This window comes from Rhodococcus sp. P3_B8, from assembly GCF_056402775.1.
On record NZ_JBFUGT010000042.1, the window covers coordinates 20,810 to 42,481 of the forward strand.

Annotated in this window: 19 protein-coding genes and 3 pseudogenes; 16 read left to right on the forward strand and 6 right to left on the reverse strand. The window is 68.3% G+C overall.

The genetic code is table 11. From position 1 onward, the window contains the following. The first annotated feature begins 193 nt into the window (after nucleotides 1–193). Entirely contained in the window at nucleotides 194–1,036 is an 843-nt protein-coding gene (locus AC1D1G_RS16625; RefSeq protein ID WP_477952961.1) for a YdcF family protein, read from the forward strand. Here AC1D1G_RS16625 and AC1D1G_RS16630 read toward each other — a convergent pair. Then, nucleotides 1,030–2,412 (reverse strand): cation:dicarboxylate symporter family transporter, encoded by a 1,383-nt coding sequence (locus AC1D1G_RS16630; RefSeq protein WP_477952942.1) that lies wholly within the window; start codon nucleotides 2,410–2,412, stop codon nucleotides 1,030–1,032. The genes AC1D1G_RS16625 and AC1D1G_RS16630 overlap by 7 nt on opposite strands. A 138-nt stretch (nucleotides 2,413–2,550) precedes the next feature. On the opposite strand from AC1D1G_RS16630, the gene AC1D1G_RS16635 reads away from it, so the two are divergent. From AC1D1G_RS16635 to AC1D1G_RS16670, 8 genes are all read left to right on the forward strand, one after another. Then, nucleotides 2,551–2,853, forward strand: coding sequence for an urease subunit gamma (locus AC1D1G_RS16635; protein WP_005238744.1), 303 nt, complete (start codon nucleotides 2,551–2,553; stop codon nucleotides 2,851–2,853). An 8-nt stretch (nucleotides 2,854–2,861) separates the two neighbouring features. Then, the gene (locus AC1D1G_RS16640) at nucleotides 2,862–3,176 is read left to right on the forward strand and encodes an urease subunit beta (protein ID WP_477952943.1); all 315 of its coding nucleotides are present in this window, start codon (nucleotides 2,862–2,864) and stop codon (nucleotides 3,174–3,176) included. Then, complete coding sequence (locus tag AC1D1G_RS16645; RefSeq protein ID WP_477952945.1) at nucleotides 3,173–4,894, forward strand: urease subunit alpha; 1,722 nt, start codon at nucleotides 3,173–3,175, stop codon at nucleotides 4,892–4,894. Before AC1D1G_RS16640 ends, AC1D1G_RS16645 begins: the two co-directional genes overlap by 4 nt. Continuing rightward, a complete protein-coding gene (locus tag AC1D1G_RS16650) occupies nucleotides 4,894–5,526 on the forward strand; it encodes an urease accessory protein UreF (protein WP_283354022.1) in 633 nt (210 codons plus the stop codon). Before AC1D1G_RS16645 ends, AC1D1G_RS16650 begins: the two co-directional genes overlap by 1 nt. Nucleotides 5,527–5,560: 34 nt before the next feature. Further along, complete coding sequence (gene ureG / locus AC1D1G_RS16655; RefSeq protein ID WP_280781386.1) at nucleotides 5,561–6,250, forward strand: urease accessory protein UreG; 690 nt, start codon at nucleotides 5,561–5,563, stop codon at nucleotides 6,248–6,250. Then, nucleotides 6,250–6,903, forward strand: coding sequence for an urease accessory protein UreD (locus tag AC1D1G_RS16660; RefSeq protein WP_477952947.1), 654 nt, complete (start codon nucleotides 6,250–6,252; stop codon nucleotides 6,901–6,903). The genes ureG and AC1D1G_RS16660 overlap by 1 nt, the downstream gene beginning before the upstream one ends. 72 nt (nucleotides 6,904–6,975) lie before the next feature. Continuing rightward, complete coding sequence (locus AC1D1G_RS16665) at nucleotides 6,976–7,911, forward strand: 4-(cytidine 5'-diphospho)-2-C-methyl-D-erythritol kinase (protein WP_105413301.1); 936 nt, start codon at nucleotides 6,976–6,978, stop codon at nucleotides 7,909–7,911. Beyond that, complete coding sequence (locus AC1D1G_RS16670; protein ID WP_054247602.1) at nucleotides 7,911–9,695, forward strand: ABC-F family ATP-binding cassette domain-containing protein; 1,785 nt, start codon at nucleotides 7,911–7,913, stop codon at nucleotides 9,693–9,695. Before AC1D1G_RS16665 ends, AC1D1G_RS16670 begins: the two co-directional genes overlap by 1 nt. 13 nt (nucleotides 9,696–9,708) lie before the next feature. Here the strand turns inward: AC1D1G_RS16670 and AC1D1G_RS16675 are convergent, their stop codons facing one another. Further along, nucleotides 9,709–11,205, reverse strand: coding sequence for an acetyl-CoA acetyltransferase (locus AC1D1G_RS16675; RefSeq protein WP_477952949.1), 1,497 nt, complete (start codon nucleotides 11,203–11,205; stop codon nucleotides 9,709–9,711). 385 nt (nucleotides 11,206–11,590) lie between these two features. Between AC1D1G_RS16675 and AC1D1G_RS16680 the strand changes: the two genes are divergently transcribed. Genes AC1D1G_RS16680 through AC1D1G_RS16690 form a run of 3 tightly spaced genes read left to right on the forward strand, consistent with a single transcriptional unit; the run spans nucleotide 11,591 to nucleotide 13,233 of the window. After that, nucleotides 11,591–12,067 (forward strand): nuclear transport factor 2 family protein, encoded by a 477-nt coding sequence (locus AC1D1G_RS16680; protein ID WP_378464070.1) that lies wholly within the window; start codon nucleotides 11,591–11,593, stop codon nucleotides 12,065–12,067. A 46-nt stretch (nucleotides 12,068–12,113) separates the two neighbouring features. Further along, entirely contained in the window at nucleotides 12,114–12,527 is a 414-nt protein-coding gene (locus AC1D1G_RS16685) for a VOC family protein (RefSeq protein ID WP_477952950.1), read from the forward strand. A gap of 28 nt (nucleotides 12,528–12,555) precedes the next feature. Beyond that, nucleotides 12,556–13,233, forward strand: a complete 678-nt coding sequence (locus tag AC1D1G_RS16690) for a pyridoxine/pyridoxamine 5'-phosphate oxidase (protein WP_105413298.1) — start codon at nucleotides 12,556–12,558, stop codon at nucleotides 13,231–13,233. A gap of 19 nt (nucleotides 13,234–13,252) precedes the next feature. On the opposite strand, the gene AC1D1G_RS16695 is transcribed toward AC1D1G_RS16690, so the two are convergent. Both AC1D1G_RS16695 and AC1D1G_RS16700 read right to left on the reverse strand, forming a co-directional pair. Further along, nucleotides 13,253–13,765, reverse strand: coding sequence for a metal-sensitive transcriptional regulator (locus AC1D1G_RS16695; protein WP_477952951.1), 513 nt, complete (start codon nucleotides 13,763–13,765; stop codon nucleotides 13,253–13,255). A gap of 181 nt (nucleotides 13,766–13,946) precedes the next feature. Beyond that, nucleotides 13,947–14,449 (reverse strand): annotated as a pseudogene (locus AC1D1G_RS16700) (IS110 family transposase); the annotation flags it as partial. A gap of 421 nt (nucleotides 14,450–14,870) precedes the next feature. On the opposite strand from AC1D1G_RS16700, the gene AC1D1G_RS16705 reads away from it, so the two are divergent. The 3 genes and pseudogenes from AC1D1G_RS16705 to AC1D1G_RS16715 all read left to right on the forward strand — a co-directional run. Further along, the gene (locus AC1D1G_RS16705; protein WP_477952953.1) at nucleotides 14,871–15,470 is read left to right on the forward strand and encodes a hypothetical protein; all 600 of its coding nucleotides are present in this window, start codon (nucleotides 14,871–14,873) and stop codon (nucleotides 15,468–15,470) included. Beyond that, nucleotides 15,467–17,272, forward strand: coding sequence for a zinc ribbon domain-containing protein (locus tag AC1D1G_RS16710; RefSeq protein ID WP_477952955.1), 1,806 nt, complete (start codon nucleotides 15,467–15,469; stop codon nucleotides 17,270–17,272). Before AC1D1G_RS16705 ends, AC1D1G_RS16710 begins: the two co-directional genes overlap by 4 nt. A 37-nt stretch (nucleotides 17,273–17,309) precedes the next feature. Next, nucleotides 17,310–17,876 (forward strand): annotated as a pseudogene (locus AC1D1G_RS16715) (dihydrodipicolinate synthase family protein); the annotation flags it as partial. 76 nt (nucleotides 17,877–17,952) lie between these two features. Here AC1D1G_RS16715 and AC1D1G_RS16720 read toward each other — a convergent pair. Next, nucleotides 17,953–19,686, reverse strand: a complete 1,734-nt coding sequence (locus tag AC1D1G_RS16720; RefSeq protein ID WP_317568146.1) for a peptide chain release factor 3 — start codon at nucleotides 19,684–19,686, stop codon at nucleotides 17,953–17,955. Between the two features lie 212 nt (nucleotides 19,687–19,898). Here AC1D1G_RS16720 and AC1D1G_RS16725 point away from each other — a divergent pair, with 212 nt between their 5' ends. Continuing rightward, nucleotides 19,899–21,530: a fatty acyl-AMP ligase gene (locus AC1D1G_RS16725; protein WP_477952957.1), complete on the forward strand. Its 1,632-nt coding sequence runs from the start codon at nucleotides 19,899–19,901 to the stop codon at nucleotides 21,528–21,530. A gap of 66 nt (nucleotides 21,531–21,596) precedes the next feature. Here AC1D1G_RS16725 and AC1D1G_RS16730 read toward each other — a convergent pair. After that, nucleotides 21,597–21,672, reverse strand: a pseudogene (locus AC1D1G_RS16730) (aminoacyl-tRNA hydrolase); the annotation flags it as partial.

Here is a 21,672-nt window from a genome sequence, read left to right on the forward strand (position 1 = left end):
GGTCCTCTATCGACTGTGGGTAACGGTAGGTAACGATTTTCCCACCAGCCCCACGAGTGTCACTACACTGGCGCCGACGCTCCACGGACCATCGCATGTGTACTTCGTGAAAATCCGACGGAAAGGTCTCAGCGTGACGCAGTTTCGTGTTCGGCCCATTTCTTCAGCAGTCAGGGCGCTGCTCGCCACCGTCATGACCACTGCCTTCTGCCTGGCTCTGGCGGTTTCGACCACCGCGACGGCATCCGCCTCGGCCGCCGACCTCTTCAACAGCGCGCAGGGCAGATTCGCCGCAGGTGACACCCGTGGCGCCCTCGCGGACATCGGTGGCGCCGTCGCCGGCGAACCCGGCGACACCAATGCGCTGGCGTTGCAGGCCATCTACGCCGACGCCGCGGGCGACCTGATCACCCGCGAGACCGCGCTCGCCCGGCTCGGCGCGATGGACGGTGGGATGCGCGCCGGCGTCGACGGGATGCTGAACGCGATCAGAATTGCGTCGTTCACGCCCCCGAACCCCTTTCCGGCCATCCAGGGTCCGTCCACCGCGATCATCGTCCTCGGCTTCGGACTGCTCCCCGACGGCGCGATGCGACCGGAATTGATCAACCGCCTGCAGGCCGCGCTCGTCCAGTCGTGGGCCTCGCCGATGTCGCCGATCATCGTCACCGGCGGCAACCCGCAGAACGGCATCACCGAGGCGGCCGCGATGCAGGGGTGGTTGCAGTCGCACGGTGTCCCGGCGCAACGCATCCACCCCGAGCATCGTGCCGGATCGACGGTGGGCAACGCGCTCAACTCCGTTCCGCTCGCGCGCTCGCTCGGTGCGGGCGGCGCGGTCATCGTGACGTCGGCCAACCACATCCGCAGGGCAACGGTCGATTTCAACGTCGCCGGACTGCCGGTGGTCGGGGCGATGAGCGCGATCACCAGTGCTGGTCAGCTGATCGCCGAAGTCATGCCGCTGACCAAGGACCAGCAGCTCGGGATGTACCGCGACGCGATCAGGGTGTTCGGCATTCCCGCCGGCTACTGACGCGACTCGTACTCGGCCACGACCGGCGGCTGCGCGACGGGATCCGCGCCGCCGGGGCTGAGCCTTCCGTGGACGGCGTCCTGCATCTTCTGCTTGTCCAGCTGGCCTTCCCAGTTCGAGACGACGAACGTGGCGACACAGTTGCCGAGGAGGTTCTCGAACACCCGCATCTTGTCCATGATCCGGTCGGCGCCGAGCAGCACCGCGACCGCCGCGACGGGGAAGATTCCGAGCGCGGTCGCGGTCGCCGACAGCGCGAGGAACGACGACCCGGGTACGCCCGCCATGCCTTTCGACGTGAGGAGCAGGATGAACAGCGCGCCGAGCTGGTCGGCGACGGACAGGTCGTGGCCGGTGGCCTGGGCGAGGAACAGCGTCGAGATGGACAGGTAGATCGCGGCCCCGTCGAGGTTGAACGAGTATCCGGTCGGCACCACGAGCCCGGTCGCGGCCTGTGAGTTCCCGGCGCCGACGAGCTTGGTCATGATGCGGGGAAGCACTGCCTCGGACGATGCGGTTCCCAGCGCGAGACCGAACTCCTCCTTGGTGTAGCGGATGAACGTGAAGATGTTCAGTCCCACGGCGACCTTCGCGATCAGCGCGAGGACGAGGACGAACAGCGCTCCGGCGAGGTAGCAGCAGGCGATGAGCTTGGCGAAGCTGCCGAGTGTCGAGATTCCGTACTGGCCGATGATGAACGCCATCGCGCCGAACGCGCCGATCGGGGCGAGCCGCATGATCCAGCCGATGATCATGAAGATGATGTGGCTGAGGTGGTCGACGAATTCGAGGACCAGCGGGGGACCGTGCTCGCCGTACTTGGCCAGCGCGATGCCGAAGAGCACCGCGAAGAAGAGGACCTGCAGAAGTATGTTGTCGGCGAATGCGCCCACCACACTGGTGGGGACGATGTCCATGACGAATTCGACGGCGCCGGGAAGTTCGCCACCGCCGGTCTTCTCCGCGATCTGCTCGGTACCGTCGGCGAGAGTGGCCGGGTCGATGTCGAATCCGGCGCCGGGCTTGACGATGTTGCCCATGACCAGTCCGAAGAGCAGCGCGAACCCGGTGACGGCGGTGAAGTAGATCAGTGCCTTCACGCCGATGCGTCCGACGGCCTTGATGTCGCCCACCTTGGCGATTCCCGTGACGACCACCGTGAAGATCAACGGCGCGATGAGCATCTTGATCAGCTTGACGAACGTGTCGCCGATCGGTTTGAGCTCCGACCCCACCGTCGGCCACAACCAGCCGAGGGTGATGCCGCCGACGATTCCGAGGAGAAGCTGGACGAACAGGTTGGTGTACCAGGGCGATCGCGTCCCGGTCGGCGACACGTCGCCGGGTGGGGGATGGGCGTCAGTGGAGATGGCCATGGGGGAACGCTAGGAAGGTGCTGTGACGGGTTCGTGTCACGAATGTTTCCGCGGTGAGAACGGCGGCCGTTCCGAGCGTGGGCGGTGCCACACTGCAGTTCGTGGCAGTATTGCGACGCACCGACCGCAGGAGGACACATGCGCTTGTCGCCCCACGAGCAGGAGCGTCTGCTCCTGAGCTACGCCGCGGAACTCGCGCGTAGGCGCCGGCAACGCGGCCTCGTGTTGAACCATCCGGAGGCGGTGGCCCTCATCACGGATCACATCCTGGAGGGGGCCCGCGACGGCCGGTCGGTGGCGGAGTTGATGGTGTCCGGTCGTGAGGTGCTCACCCGGTCCGACGTGATGGAAGGTGTTCCGGAGATGCTGCACGACGTGCAGGTGGAGGCCACGTTCCCGGACGGAACCAAGCTCGTCACCGTCCACGATCCGATTGCATAGGGGTGACCGTGATTCCAGGTGAAGTCGTGTGCGCCGAGGGCGTGATCGAGCTCAACGAAGGTTCTCCCCGCACCGAACTCGAGGTGGTCAACACCGGTGACCGCCCGGTCCAGGTCGGGAGCCACGTTCATTTTCCGCAGGCCAATCACGCACTGCAGTTCGACCGTTCCGCCGCCCACGGGCTGCGGCTCGACATTCCCGCCGGCACCGCGGTGCGCTTCGAACCGGGTATCGCGCAGACGATTTCACTCGTCCCCTTGCGCGGGACCCGTGAAGTGCACGGGCTGAGCCTCGCTCCTCCCGGAAAGCTGGACGCGTCATGACCGAACTCAGCCGCGCACGCTACGCCGAGCTGTTCGGTCCCACGACCGGTGACCGCATCCGGCTCGCCGACACCGACCTTCTGATCGAGATCACCGAGGACCGCAGCGGTGGGCCGGGGCTGGCCGGCGACGAGGCGGTGTTCGGTGGTGGAAAAGTGTTGCGCGAGTCCATGGGGCAGGGTCGCGCGACCCGCGCCGAGGGCGCCCCCGACACGGTGATCACCGGCGTGGTGGTCGTTGACCATTGGGGAATCATCAAGGCGGACGTCGGTATTCGGGACGGACGCATCGTCGCGCTCGGCAAGGCAGGCAACCCCGACACGATGTCGGGGGTCCACCCCGATCTGGTGGTGGGTCCGTCCACCGAGATCATCGCCGGGAACGGCAAGATCCTCACGGCCGGCGGTATCGACTGCCACGTGCACTTCATCTGCCCGCAGATCATGGACGAGGCGCTGGGCGGCGGCATCACGACGATGATCGGCGGCGGCACCGGCCCCGCCGAGGGCAGCAAGGCCACCACCGTCACCCCCGGTTCGTGGCACACCGCCCGGATGCTGGAGGCACTCGACGGCTGGCCGATGAACATCGCGCTGCTCGGCAAGGGCAACACGGTCAGCTCCGAGTCGATGTGGGAGCAGTTGCGCGGCGGCGTCTCCGGTTTCAAGCTGCACGAGGACTGGGGTTCGACTCCGGCCGCCATCGACGCGTGCCTCACCGTCGCGGACGCCGCGGGAGTGCAGGTGGCCCTCCACTCGGACACGTTGAACGAGGCCGGCTTCGTCGAGGACACTCTCGCGGCCATCGCCGGACGCGCGATCCACGCCTATCACACGGAGGGGGCGGGCGGCGGCCACGCACCGGACATCATCACGGTGGCCGCGCACGCGAACGTCCTGCCGAGTTCGACCAACCCGACCCGGCCGCACACGGTCAACACCCTCGACGAGCATCTCGACATGCTCATGGTGTGCCACCACCTGAGCCCGAAGATCCCGGAGGACCTGGCGTTCGCGGAGAGCCGCATCCGGCCGTCCACCATCGCGGCGGAGGATCTGCTCCACGACCTCGGCGCCATCTCCATGATCGGCAGCGACTCGCAGGCGATGGGACGCATCGGGGAGGTCGTGTTGCGCACGTGGCAGACGGCGCACGTGATGAAACGCAGACGGGGTTTCCTGCCCGGCGACAACGGCGCCGACAATCAGCGCGTCCAGCGGTACGTGGCGAAGTACACGATCTGCCCCGCCGTCGCGCACGGGTTGGAAGCCGAGATCGGATCGGTCGAGGTCGGCAAGCTCGCCGACCTGGTGCTGTGGGATCCGGCGTTCTTCGGTGTCCGGCCGCACGCGGTGATCAAGGGCGGGATGATCGCGTGGGCCGCAATGGGCGATGCCAACGCGTCCATACCGACTCCGCAACCGGTGCTTCCGCGTCCGATGTTCGGGGCGGCGCCCAAGGCGGCGGCCGCCACGTCCGTGCACTTCGTCGCTCCACACGCCCTCGAGGACGGACTGGCCGATCGGCTGGACCTGAGCCGTCGACTGGTGCCGGTCGCGAACGTGCGGTCGCGGGGCAAGTCCGACATGCCCCGCAACGACGCGCAGCCGCGGATCGAGGTGGACCCGGACACGTTCACGGTCCGCATCGACGGCGACGTGTGGGAAGAGCAACCGGCGGCGGAACTGCCGATGGCCCAGCGATACTTCCTGTTCTGATGCGCCTCGCTCACCTGATGTCCCTCGCCGACTCGCGGCTGCCCACGGGCGGTCACGTGCATTCGGGCGGCATCGAGGAGGCCGTCGCCAGCGGGGTCGTCCGCGACGTCGCCACGATGGAGGCGTTCCTGCGTCGCCGGATACGGACCGCCGGGCTCGTCGGGGGATCGATCACTGCGGCGGTGTGCGCCGGCCGGCTCACCGCCGAACACGCCGACGCCGAAATGGATGCGCGAACCCCGTCCCCGGCGGCGCGGTCGTCGTCGCGGGCGCAGGGGAGAGGTCTGCTGCGGCTGGCCCGCACCACGTGGCCCGAGCACGACTGGTCGCCGCTCGGGACACGTCCGCACCTGCCCGTGGTGTCGGGGATGGTCGGATCCGTCACCGCGGTCGAACCGCGGGAGGCGGCGCTGGTCGTCGTGTACACCACCATGACCGGGTCCGCGATCGCCGCGCAGCGTCTGCTCGCTCTCGATCCCGCGCAGGTCGCCGCGTGCACGTTCGCGCTGTCCGACCTGTGCGACGACACCGCCGGCCAGTGCGTGACCGGACTGTCCAGCGTGTCCGACCCCTTCATGGATGTCGTCGCCGAGCGGCACGTTCTGCGGGACCGCCCCCTGTTCGTGTCGTGACACTCAGCTGTATCCCAGTAAGGAGAGATCAACCATGCCACCGCATTTCATCGATGGTGAACCCCACGACCACCAGCACGACCGTCCCCGGCGGGTCCGGGTGGCGGGGGAGCCGGTCCGGATCGGGATCGGCGGGCCCGTCGGATCGGGCAAGACGGCGCTCGTCGCCGCGCTGTGCAGGCAACTGCGCGAGGAGTTGTCGCTGGCCGTGCTCACCAACGACATCTACACCACCGAGGACGCGGACTTCTTGCGCCGCCACGCCGTGCTGCCGGACGAGCGCATCGCCGCCGTGCAGACCGGTGGGTGCCCCCACACGGCGATCCGCGACGACATCACCGCCAACCTCGACGCCATCGACGACCTGATCGCGGCCAACCCGCCGCTCGATCTGATCCTGGTGGAGTCCGGCGGCGACAACCTCACCGCGACGTTCTCCTCGGGCCTGATCGACGTGCAGATCTTCGTCGTCGACGTCGCCGGTGGTGACAAGGTTCCCCGCAAGGGTGGTCCCGGTGTGACGTTCTCGGATCTCCTCGTGATCAACAAGACGGACCTCGCGCCCATGGTCGGAGCCGATCTCGGGGTGATGCGCCGCGACGCCGAGAAGGTCCGCGAGGGCAGGCCCACGGCGCTGATCTCGTTGACGGAGGATCCGTCGTCCGGGCCGGCGCTGGAGTGGGTGCGCGAGCAGGTGCGCACCCTCGCCGACGTGCACCAGTAGTGCGCACCGAACTGACGATCGTCGCGTCCCCCGACCGCAGTCCGCGGATCTCCGCGGTCGGGGGACTGGCGGCGCGGATCACCGGCCGCGACACGGTCCACGTGATCGGCACCGCCGCGACCCCGCTCGGCGGCGATCACTGGGACGTCACGGTCCGGGTGCTGTCGGGTGCCCGACTGACGCTGCGCAGCGTCGCGGCGTCCCTTGCCTTGCCCGGCCGGGGTCGTGTGCTGTCCACGGCGCAGTGGTCGGTGGAGGTCGAGGACGACGCCGTGCTCGACTGCGCGCTCGAACCCACGGTGATCGCGGGCGGCGCGGAGCATCGCGTCGAGACGACGGTGTCCCTCACCGAGTCGTCGACGGTGCTGCTGCGTGAGCGGGTGCAGATCGGCCGGGCGGGGGAGAGCGCGGGACGCTGGGTCGGGGTCACCAACGCCGATCTCGGCGCCCTGCCGCTGCTCCGGCACCAGCTGGAACTTGGCGTCGGCACCGTGTCGCACGACGTTCTGGACGGCCCGGCGGCCGTCACGAGTGAATTGCGGTACCCGGACGACCGGCCCGCGGACGTCACCGGCGACATCCGGTCGGCGCGGACCCGTCTGCCCCTCGCCCGCGGCGGCAGCCTCACCACCCGGATCGGCCCGCACCTGTGACGCGGTGAGTGGCAAAGTGCGTGATGGTGCGCATTTCCGCACCCGTACCGGGAGCGCCTAAGCTCTACCCTTGTGCTTTCCGTCGTTCCTCGCCCCGTCGTAGTCAGGGCCCCGTCCAAGGTCAATCTGCATCTGGCCGTCGGGGACTTGCGTGACGACGGCTATCACGAGCTGAACACGGTGTTCCAAGCGCTCTCGCTCAGCGACACGGTGTCGGTGGTCCCCGCGGAGACGCTGTCGGTGACGGTCCGCGGTGAGGACGCCCGCGTCGTGCCCACCGACAGCAGCAACCTCGTGTGGCAGGCCGCCGAGCTGCTCGCGGCCGAGTCGGGGCGGCGCCCGGACGTCGAGATCGCTATCGACAAGGGCATCCCGGTGGCCGGGGGCATGGCCGGCGGCAGCGCGGACGCCGCGGCGACGCTGGTCGGGCTGAACGCGCTGTGGCAACTCGACCTGTCGCGGGAGGAACTCGACGGGTTCGCCGCGAAGCTCGGCAGCGACGTTCCGTTCTCCCTCCACGGTGGCACCGCGGTCGGCACGGGACGCGGCGAGCGACTTCTGCCGGTGCTCTCCCGCAGCACGTTCCACTGGGTGCTCGCGCTCGCGAAGGGCGGCTTGAGCACACCGACCGTGTTCCGGGAGCTGGACCGGTTGCGTGCCGACGGGAATCCGCCGCGACTCGGCGGACCCGAAGACCTGATGCACGCGCTCACGACGGGCGACGCCGCGACGCTGGCCCCGTTGCTGGGCAACGACTTGCAGTCGGCCGCGCTGTCGCTGAATCCGGGCCTGCGGCGGACGCTGCGAGCCGGGGTCGCGGCGGGCGCACTGGCCGGCATCGTCTCCGGGTCCGGTCCGACCTGTGCCTTTCTTTGTGCTGAAGCGGATGCCGCGGTCCGGGTCAGCGCAGAACTCGCAGGTGCGGGGGTGTGTCGCACGGTGCGGGTCGCCAGCGGACCCGTACCGGGCGCCCGAATAATCAACGACGCGGCGGAGGGATCGCACTGATGGCGAATCTGATCAATCTCGAGCAGGTATCGAAGTCCTTCGGCATCAAGCCGCTGCTCGATTCGGTATCCCTCGGAGTGCAGGAGGGCGAACGCATCGGCGTCGTCGGCCTCAACGGCGGTGGCAAGACCACCATGCTCGAGGTGCTGGCCGGCGTGGAGGCGCCCGATTCCGGACGAGTCAGCCGGGTCGGCGGCCTGCGCATGGCAGTGGTGACCCAGCGCGGCGTCCTGCCGCCCGGTTCGAGCGTGGGCGACGTGGTGCTCGGACCGCTCGGGGTGGCCGACCACGAGTGGGCGGGCGACGCCCGCATCCGGTCGATCCTGGCCGGCATCGGCATCGACAACCTGGGGCTCGAGGTGTCGGTGGACGGGCTGTCCGGTGGTGAGCGGCGACGCGTCGCACTGGCCGCCGCGCTCGTCCAGGACCTCGACCTGCTGGTGCTCGACGAGCCGACCAACCACCTCGACGTCGAGGGTGTGCAGTGGCTGGCGGAACATCTCGTCAGTCGTCGCAGCGCGCTGGTGGTCGTGACTCACGACCGGTGGTTCCTCGACACCGTCGCCAACCGCACGTGGGAAGTGGTGGGCGGCAAGGTCGAAAGCTACGAGGGCGGCTACAACGACTGGATCTTCGCCCGCGCGGAGCGCTCCCGGCAGGCCGACGCGTCCGAGGAACGTCGCCGCAACCTCGCTCGCAAGGAATTGGCCTGGCTGCGGCGCGGTGCCCCCGCCCGCACGTCCAAGCCGAAGTACCGGATCGAGGCCGCGGAGGCGTTGATCGCGGACGTCCCACCGCCCCGCGACAACGTGGCGCTGGCGTCGTTCGCGCAGCGCCGGCTCGGCAAGGTCGTCATCGAACTCGAGGATGCGCGCCTGGAGACGCCGGACGGCCGGGTGCTCGTCGACGACCTCACGTGGCGGTTGGCGCCGGGGGAGCGGGTCGGCCTGGTCGGCGTCAACGGCTCCGGCAAGACGACGCTCCTGCGCACGCTCGCCGGGGAGATCTCGCCGGCGTCGGGCAAGCGCATCCAGGGGCAGACGGTGCACATCGGCTGGCTCCGTCAGGAACTCGACGATCTGCCGACGAACATGCGGGTCCTCGAGGCCGTCAAGGACGTCGCCGAGCGGATCACGTTGGGCGACAAAGAGGTATCGGCCGGGCAGCTCGCCGAACGGCTGGGCTTCACGCCTGCGCGGCAGCGGACACCGGTCGGTGACCTGTCCGGTGGCGAGCGTCGCCGGCTGCAGCTGACCCGTGTGCTGATGTCGGAGCCGAACGTACTGTTGCTCGACGAGCCGACCAACGACCTCGACATCGACACGCTGCAGCAGCTCGAGGACATTCTCGACGGCTGGGCGGGCACGATGGTCGTCATCAGCCACGACCGGTACCTGATCGAACGCATCTGTGACTCCACGTGGGCGTTGTTCGGCGACGGCAAGCTGACCAACCTGCCCGGTGGGATCGAGGACTACCTGCGTCGCCGGGCGAAGATGGTCGACACCGGCGCGCCGTCGGTGGCGTCGACGGCAACCGGTGCGTCGGCCCCCAAACAGGTGCGGGACGGGGCTGCCGAACGCGCCGCGCGCAAGGAACTGTCGCGTCTCGAGCGGGCCGTGGCGAAATTGGACGACCGCGAACGGAAGCTGCACGAGAAGCTGGCGGAGGCGGCCACCGATCCGGACAAGCTGCAGAAGCTCGACACCGAGCTCAAGCAGGTCGTCGCGGAGAAGGAAGCCACCGAGGAACAGTGGATGGAGCTGGCCGCCGAGCTGGATTAGTGTCCCCGGCCCGTCAGAACCGCACCGACAGGATGCCGTCGCGGTCCGTGACGTGAACGGTCCGCCCGATCACCGACCGCGCCGGGGTCTGTGCGAACGCGGACAGTGCGAGCGCCTCCTCGGAGCCGGTATGCCCGGCCAGGCGCCGGCCGTCGGGGGTGTGCGCAACGACGAAGCCGGTCGCCGGGGCGCCGTCCCGCCCGTACTCCACCGTCGATGTGACGATGTCGGCTCGTCCTTCATAGCTGGTGACGAGTTCCGGCGCCTCCGACCGGAGCTGCACCGGCGCCGGATCGCCGACGTATCCACCCGGGTGCGGGGCGCCCGCCAGCAACACCACGTGCTGGTACGTCAGATAGCCGCCGTTGCCGTGGACCAGGGCCGGTCCCGCGCCTTCCCGCAGTCGGCGGGTGACCTCGGCGATCGAGTGCAGCGTGTAACTGTTGAGGGGACCGCCGAAGAAGGAGTGGCCGCCCGTCACGCTCGGCACGATGCTTTCGGGCAGGCCGAGCGCGCGGGTGAGTAGCTTCGGCACCACTGGGAAGCAGCTGTACGCGTCGACGATGTCGAGTGCCGAGGCGTCGATCGAGGCCCGCGACAGTGCCCGGTGAACTGCATCCGTCATGGCCGTGGACGTGCCGAAACCGTTGCGGCTCAGGACATCCACGGGATCGGTGGTTCCCGCGCCGCCCCACAGGTACACCGTGCGGTCCTCCGGAACGCCGTGTTCGCGCGCAACGGCCAGGGAGCACACCAGCGTCGCGGCGGCCTGATCGACGAACGGCATGGCGTTGAGCATCAACGGGTACGGCTCGCACACCATCCGGTTGCCTGGACCCACCGTGGCGATCTCCTCCGCGGAATACACCTCGGACGTCCACGACGCCGGGTTCTTCGCCGCCAGTTCGGAGAACGCCGAATACATCCGGGCCGACTCGGCCAGCGACTGATCGGGTCCGACACCCGACTCGTGCGCCACCCGGTTCTCGAACAACGGGTACACCCGGGTCGGAACGATCAGGCCGGCACGCTGCATCGCGGGGCTCCCGAGATCCGCCGGGTCGAAGGCGGGGGGACCGCCCGGCGCCGACGCCCAGCCCAGTGCCGCGGGATCGGTGCCCGACCTCCGGAGCGCCGTCATGGTCGCCTGCGCCTCACCGCCGACGAGGAGCGCTGCCGACGACCGGCCCGCGGCGATGTCGGCGCCGATGCGGTCGAGGAGCGCCGCGGGCCAGTGGCCGCCGATCGGGGACCTGCTCGACCGTCGTGACGGCAGATTCAACCGGGCGGCCAGCAGTCCGGGGAGATCGTCGTACGACCAGCTGACGGTCTTCACCGCATGGATTGCGTCGATCCGGGAGCCGAGGGTCGCGGAGCCGCTGTCGGCGAGAGCAGCACGCGCGGCGTCGGTGATCAGGTCGAGCGGTTCACGCGGGGCCGCCGGATCGCCTGCACGGCCGGAGCGGATGTCGCCGACTCCGACGATCACCGGTATGCGGGTCGGATCCATGGATTCCCCTCTCGTGTGACCACGTCAGCGCCACGATAGCGCCGGACGAGATACCTGTGGATTCGGGGTCACAGCAATCCCGACCGGATTTCGGAATGTTATGTGTAGCAACGGAATTAGAATGCTGATGCTCGAAGATGTGAAACCCTCGGGCCCGCGGGGGCCGGCGCGCCCGGGCCCTCGCCAAGTGAGGGTAGCCTAAGGTAGTGTGACTGGTGTGCGGGTGCCCAGGCCATGCAGTCATTTCGTAACCTTTTCGTGTCCCGGATCACGGCCTGAATATGCATGATCTGGGCAAAACGGGGGAAACCAAGGCGAACCTGCAGATAATCCGACTAATCTGCAGTCCAGGGCTTGCATGTTCGCTGCACAGGAGGCGGGGGTCATGGATCTCGAAGCAATCAAACAGATCGAGCAGCTCAAGCACCGTTATTCACGTGCTCTCGATACGAAGTCGTGGGTGGAGTTCGCCGACACGATGGTCCCGGACGTCACGGCGACGTACAGCGAATACCTCACGTTCGATTCCCGTGACTCATTCGTGTCCTTCCTCGAGAACACTCTCGGGACCCACGTCATCACCGAGCATCAGTGCGGCCAGCCCGAGATCACCGTCACCGGTGACACCGCGGTAGGGGTGTGGTTTCTCGCGGACACCACGCTGATTCCCGAGGACGGCATGCTGCTGCGCGGGTCTGCCTATTATCACGATCGTTATCTTCGGTGCTCCGACGGAAACTGGCGGATCACGCACACCGGCTACGAACGCACCTGGGAATCGGTTGCGGCGCTCTCCGATTTCCCGAGTTTCCGGCTCACGTCCAACAAGTGGGCGATGTTGCAACCTCCGGCGTCTGCCTGAGGGAGCACACTGGGACTCGACGCACCGCGGACACTGGGAGGTGACGATGGCTCCGGAAGTCCCCGTTCCCGGCGCGCTGCCGTATCTGACGGTGCGGCGGGGTGGCGAGGCCATCGAGTGGTATTCCAAGGTGTTCGGCGCCGAGGTGGTGGGTGAACCGATCGTCATGGAGGACGGCCGGGTCGGTCATGCGGAACTGCGGTTGCCGAGCGGCATGATCTATCTCGCCGAGGAGTTCCCAGAGATGGGTCTGACGGCGCCGGAATCGGGTTCGACGTCCGTGAGTCTGATGTTGTCCGTCGCCGACCCCGATGCCGTCCTGGCGGGTGCCCGCGACGCCGGCGGCAAGGTGGAACGGTGGATCTCGGAGGGCCACGGACACCGCAACGCGACACTCATCGATCCGTTCGGTCACCGTTGGATGCTGGTGGGGCCGACGGATCCGGCCGCGTCGGCCTGAAGACCCGGGCCGCGGCTACTGTCGGCACATGCCGACCACACCCGACCGTTCGTCGTTTCCGGACACCCGCGCATGGATTCGCGCCCTGCCCGCACTCGGCGGCGAGACACCCCCGCCCGTCGACACTCTTCCGGACGCGCCGACCACGCTGTTTCTCGACTGGATCACGCAGGCCGCAGCGGCCGGTGTTCCGGAACCGCACGCGGCTGCGCTGTCGACCGTCGATGCCGACGGCAATCCGGACGCACGTTTCCTGCTCCTCAAGGACGTCACCGAGCAGGGCTTCTGGTTCTCGGGTGACACTCGCTCGCCGAAGGGCCGTGAACTATCCGCGAATGCCATTGCAGCACTGTCGTTCTACTGGCGCGAACAGGGTCGGCAGGTGCGGGTGCGCGGTTCCGTCGTCGAAGGCGATCCGGCACTCTCCGCCCGCGACTTCCGCGAACGGTCGGTCACCGCGCGGGCCGTGGCAGCCGCCAGCCGTCAGAGCGAGGTCCTGGACGATCCCGCCGAATACGAACGCGCCGTCGCGGCGGCGGTGGCCCGCATCGAGGCCGACCCCGACTTCGTGTCGGGCACCTGGCGGGCGTGGTGCATCGTCCCCGACAGTGTCGAGTTCTGGCAGGCGGACGCCGGGCGCAGGCACGTGCGCCAGCTCTACCGCCGCGAGTCCGGCCGGTGGATCCGCGAGGTGCTGTGGCCCTGACCGCGCCCGGCGGCGGGGGTCAGCGTGCGGTCGCGGACGGYGAGCGCAGGTCGACGACGATCGACTGGCCGTTCAGCTTCGCGTGGATCTCGGGGCGCTCGAACCCGGCCGCGACGAGGTACTCGCCGAGCAGCGCCAGCAGTTCGTCGGCGTCCACCGTGGGATCGGCGGAGTGACTGCTCGCCGACGCGAGGTGCTCCTCTAGCAGTTCGGTGTGTGCAAGACGGCCCGCGACTCGCACGGCTGCCACTCCCATCGCGTTGCGTCGCATGACGGTGCGCCCACGAGATTCGAGCGACGCCGTCGTGTCGGAGACCTCGGCCGGCTCCTCGGAGCTGTGCGAACCCGAGCTGCGCGTCGGCAGCGGGAAGGTGAACGTCTCGGCGGAGCTGGCCGTGGACTTGCCGTTGCCGCTGCTGTTGCTGCCGGTCAGCCCGCCCGTGCTCGGTTCGGCGAAGGGGGACTCCGACGCCGAACTCTTGCCGGCGGAGCCGTTGCTGCCCGATCCGTTGGTGGAAATGCCGTTCTCCATCGTGTCGCTTCCTGCTCGTGGCCAAACGGGTACCGCGCAAAGCCCGTCAGTGTGCTCGATTCGACCTGAAAGCTACCAGGAGGGTCCTGCGGGCCGCACACCTCGACGGCCCGAAACACGTGCAACTATCCGCGCTCGAGCCCGCACGCCCTCCTGCGCACGCTCAAGGATCTGCGGTGAACGCATCGAGCCAGGCATAGATCGCGACCCGGCGCTTGACCATCGTGGAGCGCTGCTTGACCAGTCGTCGCAGCGAGTCGGCGGGCCCCTGGTGCGGTACGGCCCATTCTGGAACACAACCGACGGTCAGTCGGGGCGTTGACGGCGATGGAATCCCGGTCGCGGACGTTGAACGGAGTACTCCTGCAGGCCTTCGGGGTGCAGCAAGGTGGTGTGCTCGGAGTAGTACGTACGGAGGTCGGCCGAGTGAGTGGTCGGGACCATCACCACGCGTGCACCGTGGCGACGGAACCACTCCGCCAACACGATCCACCCGTTCCGGGTCGGCTCGACCACCACGGTCAGCTCGGCCGGATCGGGCAGGTCCAAGTCCGCCCACAACCGTTCCAGCTCGGCCAGCCGTGTCCAGAACTTCCGGCCACGCCATACCGTGGCACCATCGCGGGCGAGCGTTGCCTGATGCTCCGCCCGGACAGCCACGTCGATCCCCAACGTCCATGCCATCGTCATTGCTCCTTTCGGTCCACATCCCTCCCTGTTCACCAGGTGACTGACCATCGCGGCCACGGCCCAGACATTCTCCAAGCAGGAGTCCACGCCTACCGGCCGGCTCCAAGTTCCCGAACAAGGACACCGCTCGACCAGACACCGAGCCCGCAGACGACCACTCAGAAAGCCAGGGATCACCAGGTGTCCCGGTCGGACGTTCGGCCCGCCTGCGGACTCCCTCCGAGGCTAAATGTCAGAGGCAGACGTTACAGTCGAGGTCTTACGAGACAGGCGCGACAGATCGCTGGTGGGAGGGTTGATGGATGACGTCACGGCGGTGCCGGCATCGTTGTCCGGCCGGTCCTCTCGGCGCTGTGGTCGAAACAGAATCAACGACGGGGTCTCCACGACGCCGCCGACTGGTTGGAAAGGGCCGGTGAGCATCTCGAGCGATCGTGGGTCTTCTCGGAAAACGGAGGCGCTCGCTGATCGGGCATTATGCCCGGTCGCGGTRGCTAGAAAATTCGGCCTTGGTGTACGTAAAGTGGCTGCCGCGATGCGCGCCCACGATGTTGTTGGGCCGCTGGACATCAAGACGGCCCAACGCTGGCTCAGCCGTGCTGAACCCATGCCCGACTGGTTCGCTGGACTGCTCGCCCAGAATGCAGCGCGATCTGCGCGGCGTCACGCCAAGAGCGAGGCCAAGCAGGTGGAAGAGGAACATGCGGACCTGATCCGGAGCGAGCGAGTCTACCGGGTCCTCGAATCCGGAAAGCGCCGCCGCTTTACCGAATCAGAGATGCTAAAGGTCCGCGACGTCGCTTTACGTGCGGCGAAAGACCTTGCCCGAGGGGCGTCGGCGGACGATCTCTCCGGCGGAGAACTGTCGGCCCTGCGGGTCGTGGGAGTTGACCCTGGCAATCACAGCACCTGGCCGCTTCACACCTCGGGATGCGACGGCACCGGCGACTACTGCCATCAACTGGACGAGACCCGTTCAGTTCGGCTACGCCACGTTCCTGGTCGACTGGCATGACCGGGCTGGGAGCGATTGCACCGCGGCAGTTCGCCGTCACCACCCGCGCCTACATGGCGGTCGACGACGCTTCCGGTGAGCCGATCGGGCTCGACGACGTCGACACCCGGGTGGGGTGGTTGCTGGACCTGATTGCCGCGGCCGGTGGCGAGTTGGTGTCGCAGCTGTGGCATCCGGCGACGTTCGATGTGCTCGCGGCCGGCCTGGACCGCCAGGACCGCAGGCTGCCCACACAGGGGCATGTCGCCGCGGCCCGCCTCGGCTGGAACCCGATCTACCCGGACGGGGTCTATGTGCCGTCGCGGGTGAGCAGGGTGGTGACCGGTCAAGTGCTGGCGACCCTGCGGACCCTGGCCTATCGGGATACCGCGATCACGGCATTGTCGGCCCGATTCGACCCGGCCACCGGGGTTTTGGCGCCGCCGACCGAGTCGGGCGCCTTTGTGCCGTCGGGTTTCGTTCGGGGAGTGCGACGCCAGCTCATCGCCCGCGCCCGCCGCGGCCTCGGGGCACCGGCCGGCCGGTTGCGTATCACCGACGTCCAGGGTCCGCCGCAGATGAGCGCGATGGCCCAACTGTCGGCCGCCGATCGGCAGCTCGCGCAGCTTGCCGTCACGGGTGACGAGCTGGTATTGACAGTGAAGCTGCCCACCAGCCCAACACCGGGCGGGCGGGCGCAGTGGCGCAGTGCCCGGCTCAGCGCCGCCATCCCCGCACACCTGCACTGCAGGGCGATCATCGATTGGCATCTGCCGACCCTGGTCCTCGACCACCGGGGCCTGTTGTGGAGGTGCGCGGCCACCGAACTCGTCCCTGCGAACGACTTGGCCTCGGCCGCCGTCGCGGTCGGGGTGGACTGGTCCCCGCGCACCCTCGGTGCCGCCGCCATCACCGCCGACCACCCGGAGGGGCTGGTGTCGGACTACCGGGGCTGGACCTACGACGACCGCGGCCTCGGCGTCAAACTGGCGCGCCTGCAAACCGAAGGTCAACTGCTGCACGCCAAGGCGGCCCGGTTGACCCGGCTGGCCGCCACCGCCCCACCGGAGGTCCGCGCCCAGCTGGAGGCGAAGATCGCCGTCCTCGACGCCCACCGCGAGGCGGTGGGTGCCAAGCGAAGGAAGATCAACCGGGAACTGGCGTTCCACTTCGCCCGCCAGGCAACCGACTACGCCGTCGACGCCCAGGCGCAGCTGATTGCGGTGGAAGATCTCACCACCCTCGAGACCCGCGGGCACGGACGGGTCAACAACAACCGGGCCGCGCAGTCCGCCCGCCGCCAAGCGGTCGACGCCCTCGCGCACACCGCCGGCGAGGTCGGTATCGCGGTGGTTTCGGTGCCCGCCCGGGGATCGTCCGCGCAATGTCCGAGCTGCGACGAACCACTTGCGCGCCCCGGCGGCTACCACACCGCGTGGTGTGCATGCTGCCGGGTACGCGGCAACCGGGACCACATCGCCGGGGTGAACCTGGCCAAACGCGCGCTCCTCGGCAGAAACAAGGCCACCCGCCGGCGTGGGCAGATGCCCGCGATCCGGGTCGCCGAACATGCGCCGGTGCGCAAGTGTCGCGACAAGAACACTCCGACACCGAGCAGGCCGCGGCATCGCCGGGTCCGCCGCAGCCTGCCCACCCTGACACCGCGGTCGGGGGTGACTCCGAAACGGCATGTTCCTGCACCACAAGCGTCGGTGTGGGACACGGTCAAACCCGCACCGCCGCACGGTGATACGGGTAGCTGTGACACACGTTCATCTCCCACGCCCGCCACACCAGTGGCAGACAGTATGAGATCTCCGTAGACGCTGGTCCAGAAGAGGGAGGAGCGCGCGCGCCCAGGGCCTGGTGGAGTACGTGACGCAGGTGTCGGAGGCGAGCGACCTCCCGGTCATCGTGTACCACCGCGCGAACGGCCAGTTCACCGAGCAGAGTGCTCTCGCGGTCGCGCGACTGCCGAAGGTCGTCGGATTCAAGGACGGCGTCGGCGACCTCGACCTGACGTCGCGAATCGTGCGTACCCTGCGTGATTCTCTCGGCGACAAGGAATTCCAGTTCTTCAACGGCCTCCCGACCGCCGAGGTCTCGCAGCAGGCCTACCGGAGCATCGGCGTCACGCTCTATTCCTCCGCGACGTTCGCATTCGCACCCGATGTGTCTCTCGCCTACTACCGGGCGCTCGAGGAAGACGACACCGAGCTGGTCGACTCGCTGAACCGCGAGTTCTTCCATCCGCTGGTTCGGCTGCGCGACACCACCCCCGGGTACGCGGTCGCTCTGGTGGCGGGCGTGACGTTCACCGGCCTCGACGCCGGCTCGGTGCGCGCGCCGCTCGTCGACGCCAGCGCCCAGCACCGGTACGAATTGGAGCAGATCGTGGCGGCGGGGCGGAAAGTGCTGGCGCAGTAGTGTCTTCGATCCATCGGCGGGGTGCGTACCCCGTCGATGGATCGAGGCTTCGAACGTACGTCAGCGCCTCGGGACGCTAGTCGGCGGCGGCCACGAGCGGCTCGAGCGTGAGGTCGGGCAGCTCCTTCTGGATGTACTGCAGCCGCCACTTGTCGCTGACCAGAGCCAGCATCACCCCGTCCGAGCGGGTGAACACCTCGACGCCGCGCTGACGGTTCAGCTCGTCGGCCGACTCGGCGTCGGTGCGCCGCGCCAACGCGTAGCCCAGGGGTTCCATTCGGGCCTCGACGTTGAACTCGGCCTTCATCCGCGCCGCGACCACCTCGAACTGCATCGGGCCGACGGCCGCCATGACCGGGGAGGCGTCGCCACGCAGGTCGTTGCGGAGGATCTGCACGACACCCTCGGAATCGAGCTGATCCACGGCCCGCCGGAACTGCTTGTACTTGCCCGCGCTCTCGGCCCGCAGGATGGAGAAGTGCTCCGGCGCGAACGACGGGATCGGCGGGAACTCCACCTTCTTCTCGAAGAACAGGGTGTGGCCGGGGGCGAGCGCGGTGGCGTTGACCAGTCCCACCACGTCGCCGGGGTACGCCGACTCCACGGTCGAACGCTCGCGACCGAACACGGTCTGCGCGTACTTCGTCGTGAACGGCTTGCCGGTCTGGGCGTGGGTGACCACCATGCCGCGCTCGAACACACCCGACACGATGCGCATGAACGCCAGCCGGTCGCGGTGCGCGGTGTCCATGCCGGCCTGGACCTTGAAGACGACCGCGCTGAACGGGTCGGTGACCTCGCGAGGGGTGCCGGCGACGTCCTCCCGGGCGCGCGGCGGCGGCGCCAGCTCGACCAGCGTGTCGAGGATCTGGCGGACACCGAAGTTGAGCATCGCCGACGCGAAGATCACCGGCGACGTCTGGCCACCGAGGAACAGCTCCTGGTCATGGTCCTGACCGGTGGCCGACAGCAGCTCGCTCTCCTCCGCGGCGGTCTCCCATTCGGAGCCCTCCTTCGCGAGGGCGGCGTCGGCATCCATGACCTCTTCGGGGGCGATCTTCGCGCCACCCGCGGTCCGCGTGAACCGGATGTACTCCCGCGGGGCACCGTCCTCGCCGCGCCGCAGCAGGCCCCGGAAGTCGCCGGCGATCCCGACGGGCCAGTACAGGGGAGTGGGGGTGAGCCCGATGCGTTCCTGGATCTCGTCCAGAAGCTCGAGCGGCGTCTGGCCCGGTCGGTCCCATTTGTTGATGACGGTGATCACCGGGATTCCGCGGTGACGGCACACCTGGAACAGCTTCAGCGTCTGCGGTTCGAGGCCCTTCGCGGCGTCGATCAGCATGACGGCGGCGTCGACCGCGGTCAGAACGCGGTACGTGTCTTCCGAGAAGTCGGAGTGACCGGGAGTGTCCACCAGGTTGATCACGTTGTCGACGGGCTCGTCCACCGACGCCTCGGTGGAGCGGTAGTTGAACTGCAGGGCGGTGGAGCTGACCGAGATGCCGCGGGCCTTCTCCATCTCCATCCAGTCGGACACCGTCGACTTGCGGCCCGCCTTGCCGTGGACCGCGCCCGCTTCGGAGATGACCTTCGCGTGGAGCGCGAGAGCCTCCGTCAGCGTCGACTTACCGGCGTCGGGATGCGAGATCACGGCGAACGTGCGGCGACGCGACGCCTCCGCCCGGACACCCTTCTCGGATTTCCCCACCGGTGAGGCGGATGCCTCGGATTTCACTTCCGGTGAGCCGGATGTGGCGACAGGCGCCGCCTCGGCTGGAATGGTGTCGGCCGAGTCGGACGGGGTAGTCAACGAAGAACCTCTCGGGGGACGGGATGCGTGTAGGAAGGCCGTGTGGCCGCATACCAGGTTACTCGGGTGCCGAACACGAACGCGCAGCACAGTCACATCCAGGGAGGAGTAACGATCGGAGGCCGGTGAGGGATTTATATGGGTGAGTCGTCGGGGCGCTCCGGAGTTCACCGTTTCTGCGTTCGGACACCCGTATGTGCAGGAGGAAGACTGTGAGCAAGTTCACCGACGAGATGTACGCGACCGCGGCGAGCAGCACCCGTGGACTCAACACGGGTGAGCCCGACGCGCCGCTGCGGCAGCCGTGGGGCGAGATCCACAAGGCCGCGCGCCGCATGGCGGGCGCGCTCGCCGAAGCGGGTATCGGCCACGGCGACGCCATCGGCATCCTCGCCGGTCAGCCCGTCGACATCGCACCCTCCTGCCAGGGCACCTGGATGCGGGGCGCGTCCGTCACCATGTTGCATCAGCCGACGCCGCGCACCGACCTGGCCGTGTGGGCCAAGGACACCGAGACCGTCATCAACATGATTCAGGCGAAGGCCGTCATCCTCGGTGCGCCGTTCGACGCCGCCAAGCCGCTGTTGGAGGAGCGCGGCATCACCGTGGTGACGGTGGCCGAGCTGAACGCGGGCACGGAGATCGACCCTGTCGAGACGTTCGAGAGCGACATCGCACTGCAGCAGCTCACGTCCGGTTCCACCGGTTCGCCCAAGGCCGTGCAGATCACGCACGAGAACTTCTACACCAACGCCTACGCCATGATCGACCGCATCAAGTTCTCCATCGAGGACGACGTGATGATCAGCTGGCTGCCCCTGTTCCACGACATGGGGATGGTCGGGTTCCTCAGCGTGCCGATGCAGGTCGGCGCGGAGGTCGTGAGCATCACCCCGATGGACTTCCTCCGCACGCCGCTGCTGTGGGCGGAGCTGATGGGCAAGTACAAGGGCACCGTGACGGCCGCCCCCAACTTCGCGTACTCCTTGCTCGCCCGCCGCCTCAAGCAGGCGGAGGACGGCGCCGTCGACCTCAGCACCGTCCGGTACATGTGGAACGGTGCCGAGCCCGTCGACCCCGAGACGATGAACAAGCTCGCCGAGGCGGGCGCCCGCTTCGGCCTGAACCCGTCGGCACTCGCCCCCGTCTACGGCATGGCCGAGACCACCCTCGCCGTCTCCATCCCGGATCCGGATCAGGGCCAGGTCCTCGACCTCGTCGACCCGGATCTCCTCGAGGCCATGCAGCGCGCCGTCCCGTCGAGCAAGCCGAACGCGCGTGCCCTCGCCACCCTCGGAAAGATGGTGCCGAACCTCGAGGGACGCGTCGTCGACAGCGAGGGTGAGCTGCTCCCGACCCGCGGTGTCGGCATCATCGAAGTCCGCGGCAAGGCGGTCACCCCCGGATACATCACGGTCGACGGCCACAAGCCCGCCCAGGACGCGGACGGCTGGCTGAACACCGGCGACGTCGGCTACTTCACCGAAGAGGGCCTCGTCGTCGTGTGCGGTCGCGTCAAGGACGTCATCATCATGGGTGGCCGCAACATCTACCCGACGGACATCGAGCGGGCTGCGGGCACCGTCGCCGGCGTGCGTCCCGGCAACGCGGTGGCCGTCCGCCTCGACGCGGGGCAGAAGCGGGAAAGTTTCGCCGTCGCGGTGGAGACCAACGACTACCAGGACCCCGAAGTGGTCAAGCGCATCGAGCACGAGGTCGTGCACGCCGTGTTCTCCGAGGTCGGAGTACGACCCCGCACCGTCGCAGTGCTCGGCCCCGGCAGCATCCCCAAGACGTCGTCGGGCAAACTCCGCCGCGCCACGTCGGCGAATCTGGTCCACTAGGCGCTCCGCGCCCGTGCGCCTTTTTGGTAGCTGGGACAACCAGATTGGCGCACGGGCGCGAAGCGCCTAATGCAGGCGGTTCTGCGCTGCCTCGAGCCCGACGCGCAGGACCAGTTCGACGGCGTCGGCCGACTCTTCGCAG

What these genes read in the sequence shown, in the direction of transcription:
- AC1D1G_RS16625 (WP_477952961.1), top strand. Translation starts at nt 194, where the DNA reads ATGACCACTGCCTTCTGCCTGGCTCTGGCGGTTTCGACCACCGCGACG.
- AC1D1G_RS16630 (WP_477952942.1), bottom strand. Translation starts at nt 2,412, where the DNA reads ATGGCCATCTCCACTGACGCCCATCCCCCACCCGGCGACGTGTCGCCG.
- AC1D1G_RS16635 (WP_005238744.1), top strand. Translation starts at nt 2,551, where the DNA reads ATGCGCTTGTCGCCCCACGAGCAGGAGCGTCTGCTCCTGAGCTACGCC.
- AC1D1G_RS16645 (WP_477952945.1), top strand. Translation starts at nt 3,173, where the DNA reads ATGACCGAACTCAGCCGCGCACGCTACGCCGAGCTGTTCGGTCCCACG.
- AC1D1G_RS16650 (WP_283354022.1), top strand. Translation starts at nt 4,894, where the DNA reads ATGCGCCTCGCTCACCTGATGTCCCTCGCCGACTCGCGGCTGCCCACG.
- ureG (WP_280781386.1), top strand. Translation starts at nt 5,561, where the DNA reads ATGCCACCGCATTTCATCGATGGTGAACCCCACGACCACCAGCACGAC.
- AC1D1G_RS16670 (WP_054247602.1), top strand. Translation starts at nt 7,911, where the DNA reads ATGGCGAATCTGATCAATCTCGAGCAGGTATCGAAGTCCTTCGGCATC.
- AC1D1G_RS16675 (WP_477952949.1), bottom strand. Translation starts at nt 11,205, where the DNA reads ATGGATCCGACCCGCATACCGGTGATCGTCGGAGTCGGCGACATCCGC.
- AC1D1G_RS16680 (WP_378464070.1), top strand. Translation starts at nt 11,591, where the DNA reads ATGGATCTCGAAGCAATCAAACAGATCGAGCAGCTCAAGCACCGTTAT.
- AC1D1G_RS16685 (WP_477952950.1), top strand. Translation starts at nt 12,114, where the DNA reads ATGGCTCCGGAAGTCCCCGTTCCCGGCGCGCTGCCGTATCTGACGGTG.
- AC1D1G_RS16690 (WP_105413298.1), top strand. Translation starts at nt 12,556, where the DNA reads ATGCCGACCACACCCGACCGTTCGTCGTTTCCGGACACCCGCGCATGG.
- AC1D1G_RS16710 (WP_477952955.1), top strand. Translation starts at nt 15,467, where the DNA reads ATGACCGGGCTGGGAGCGATTGCACCGCGGCAGTTCGCCGTCACCACC.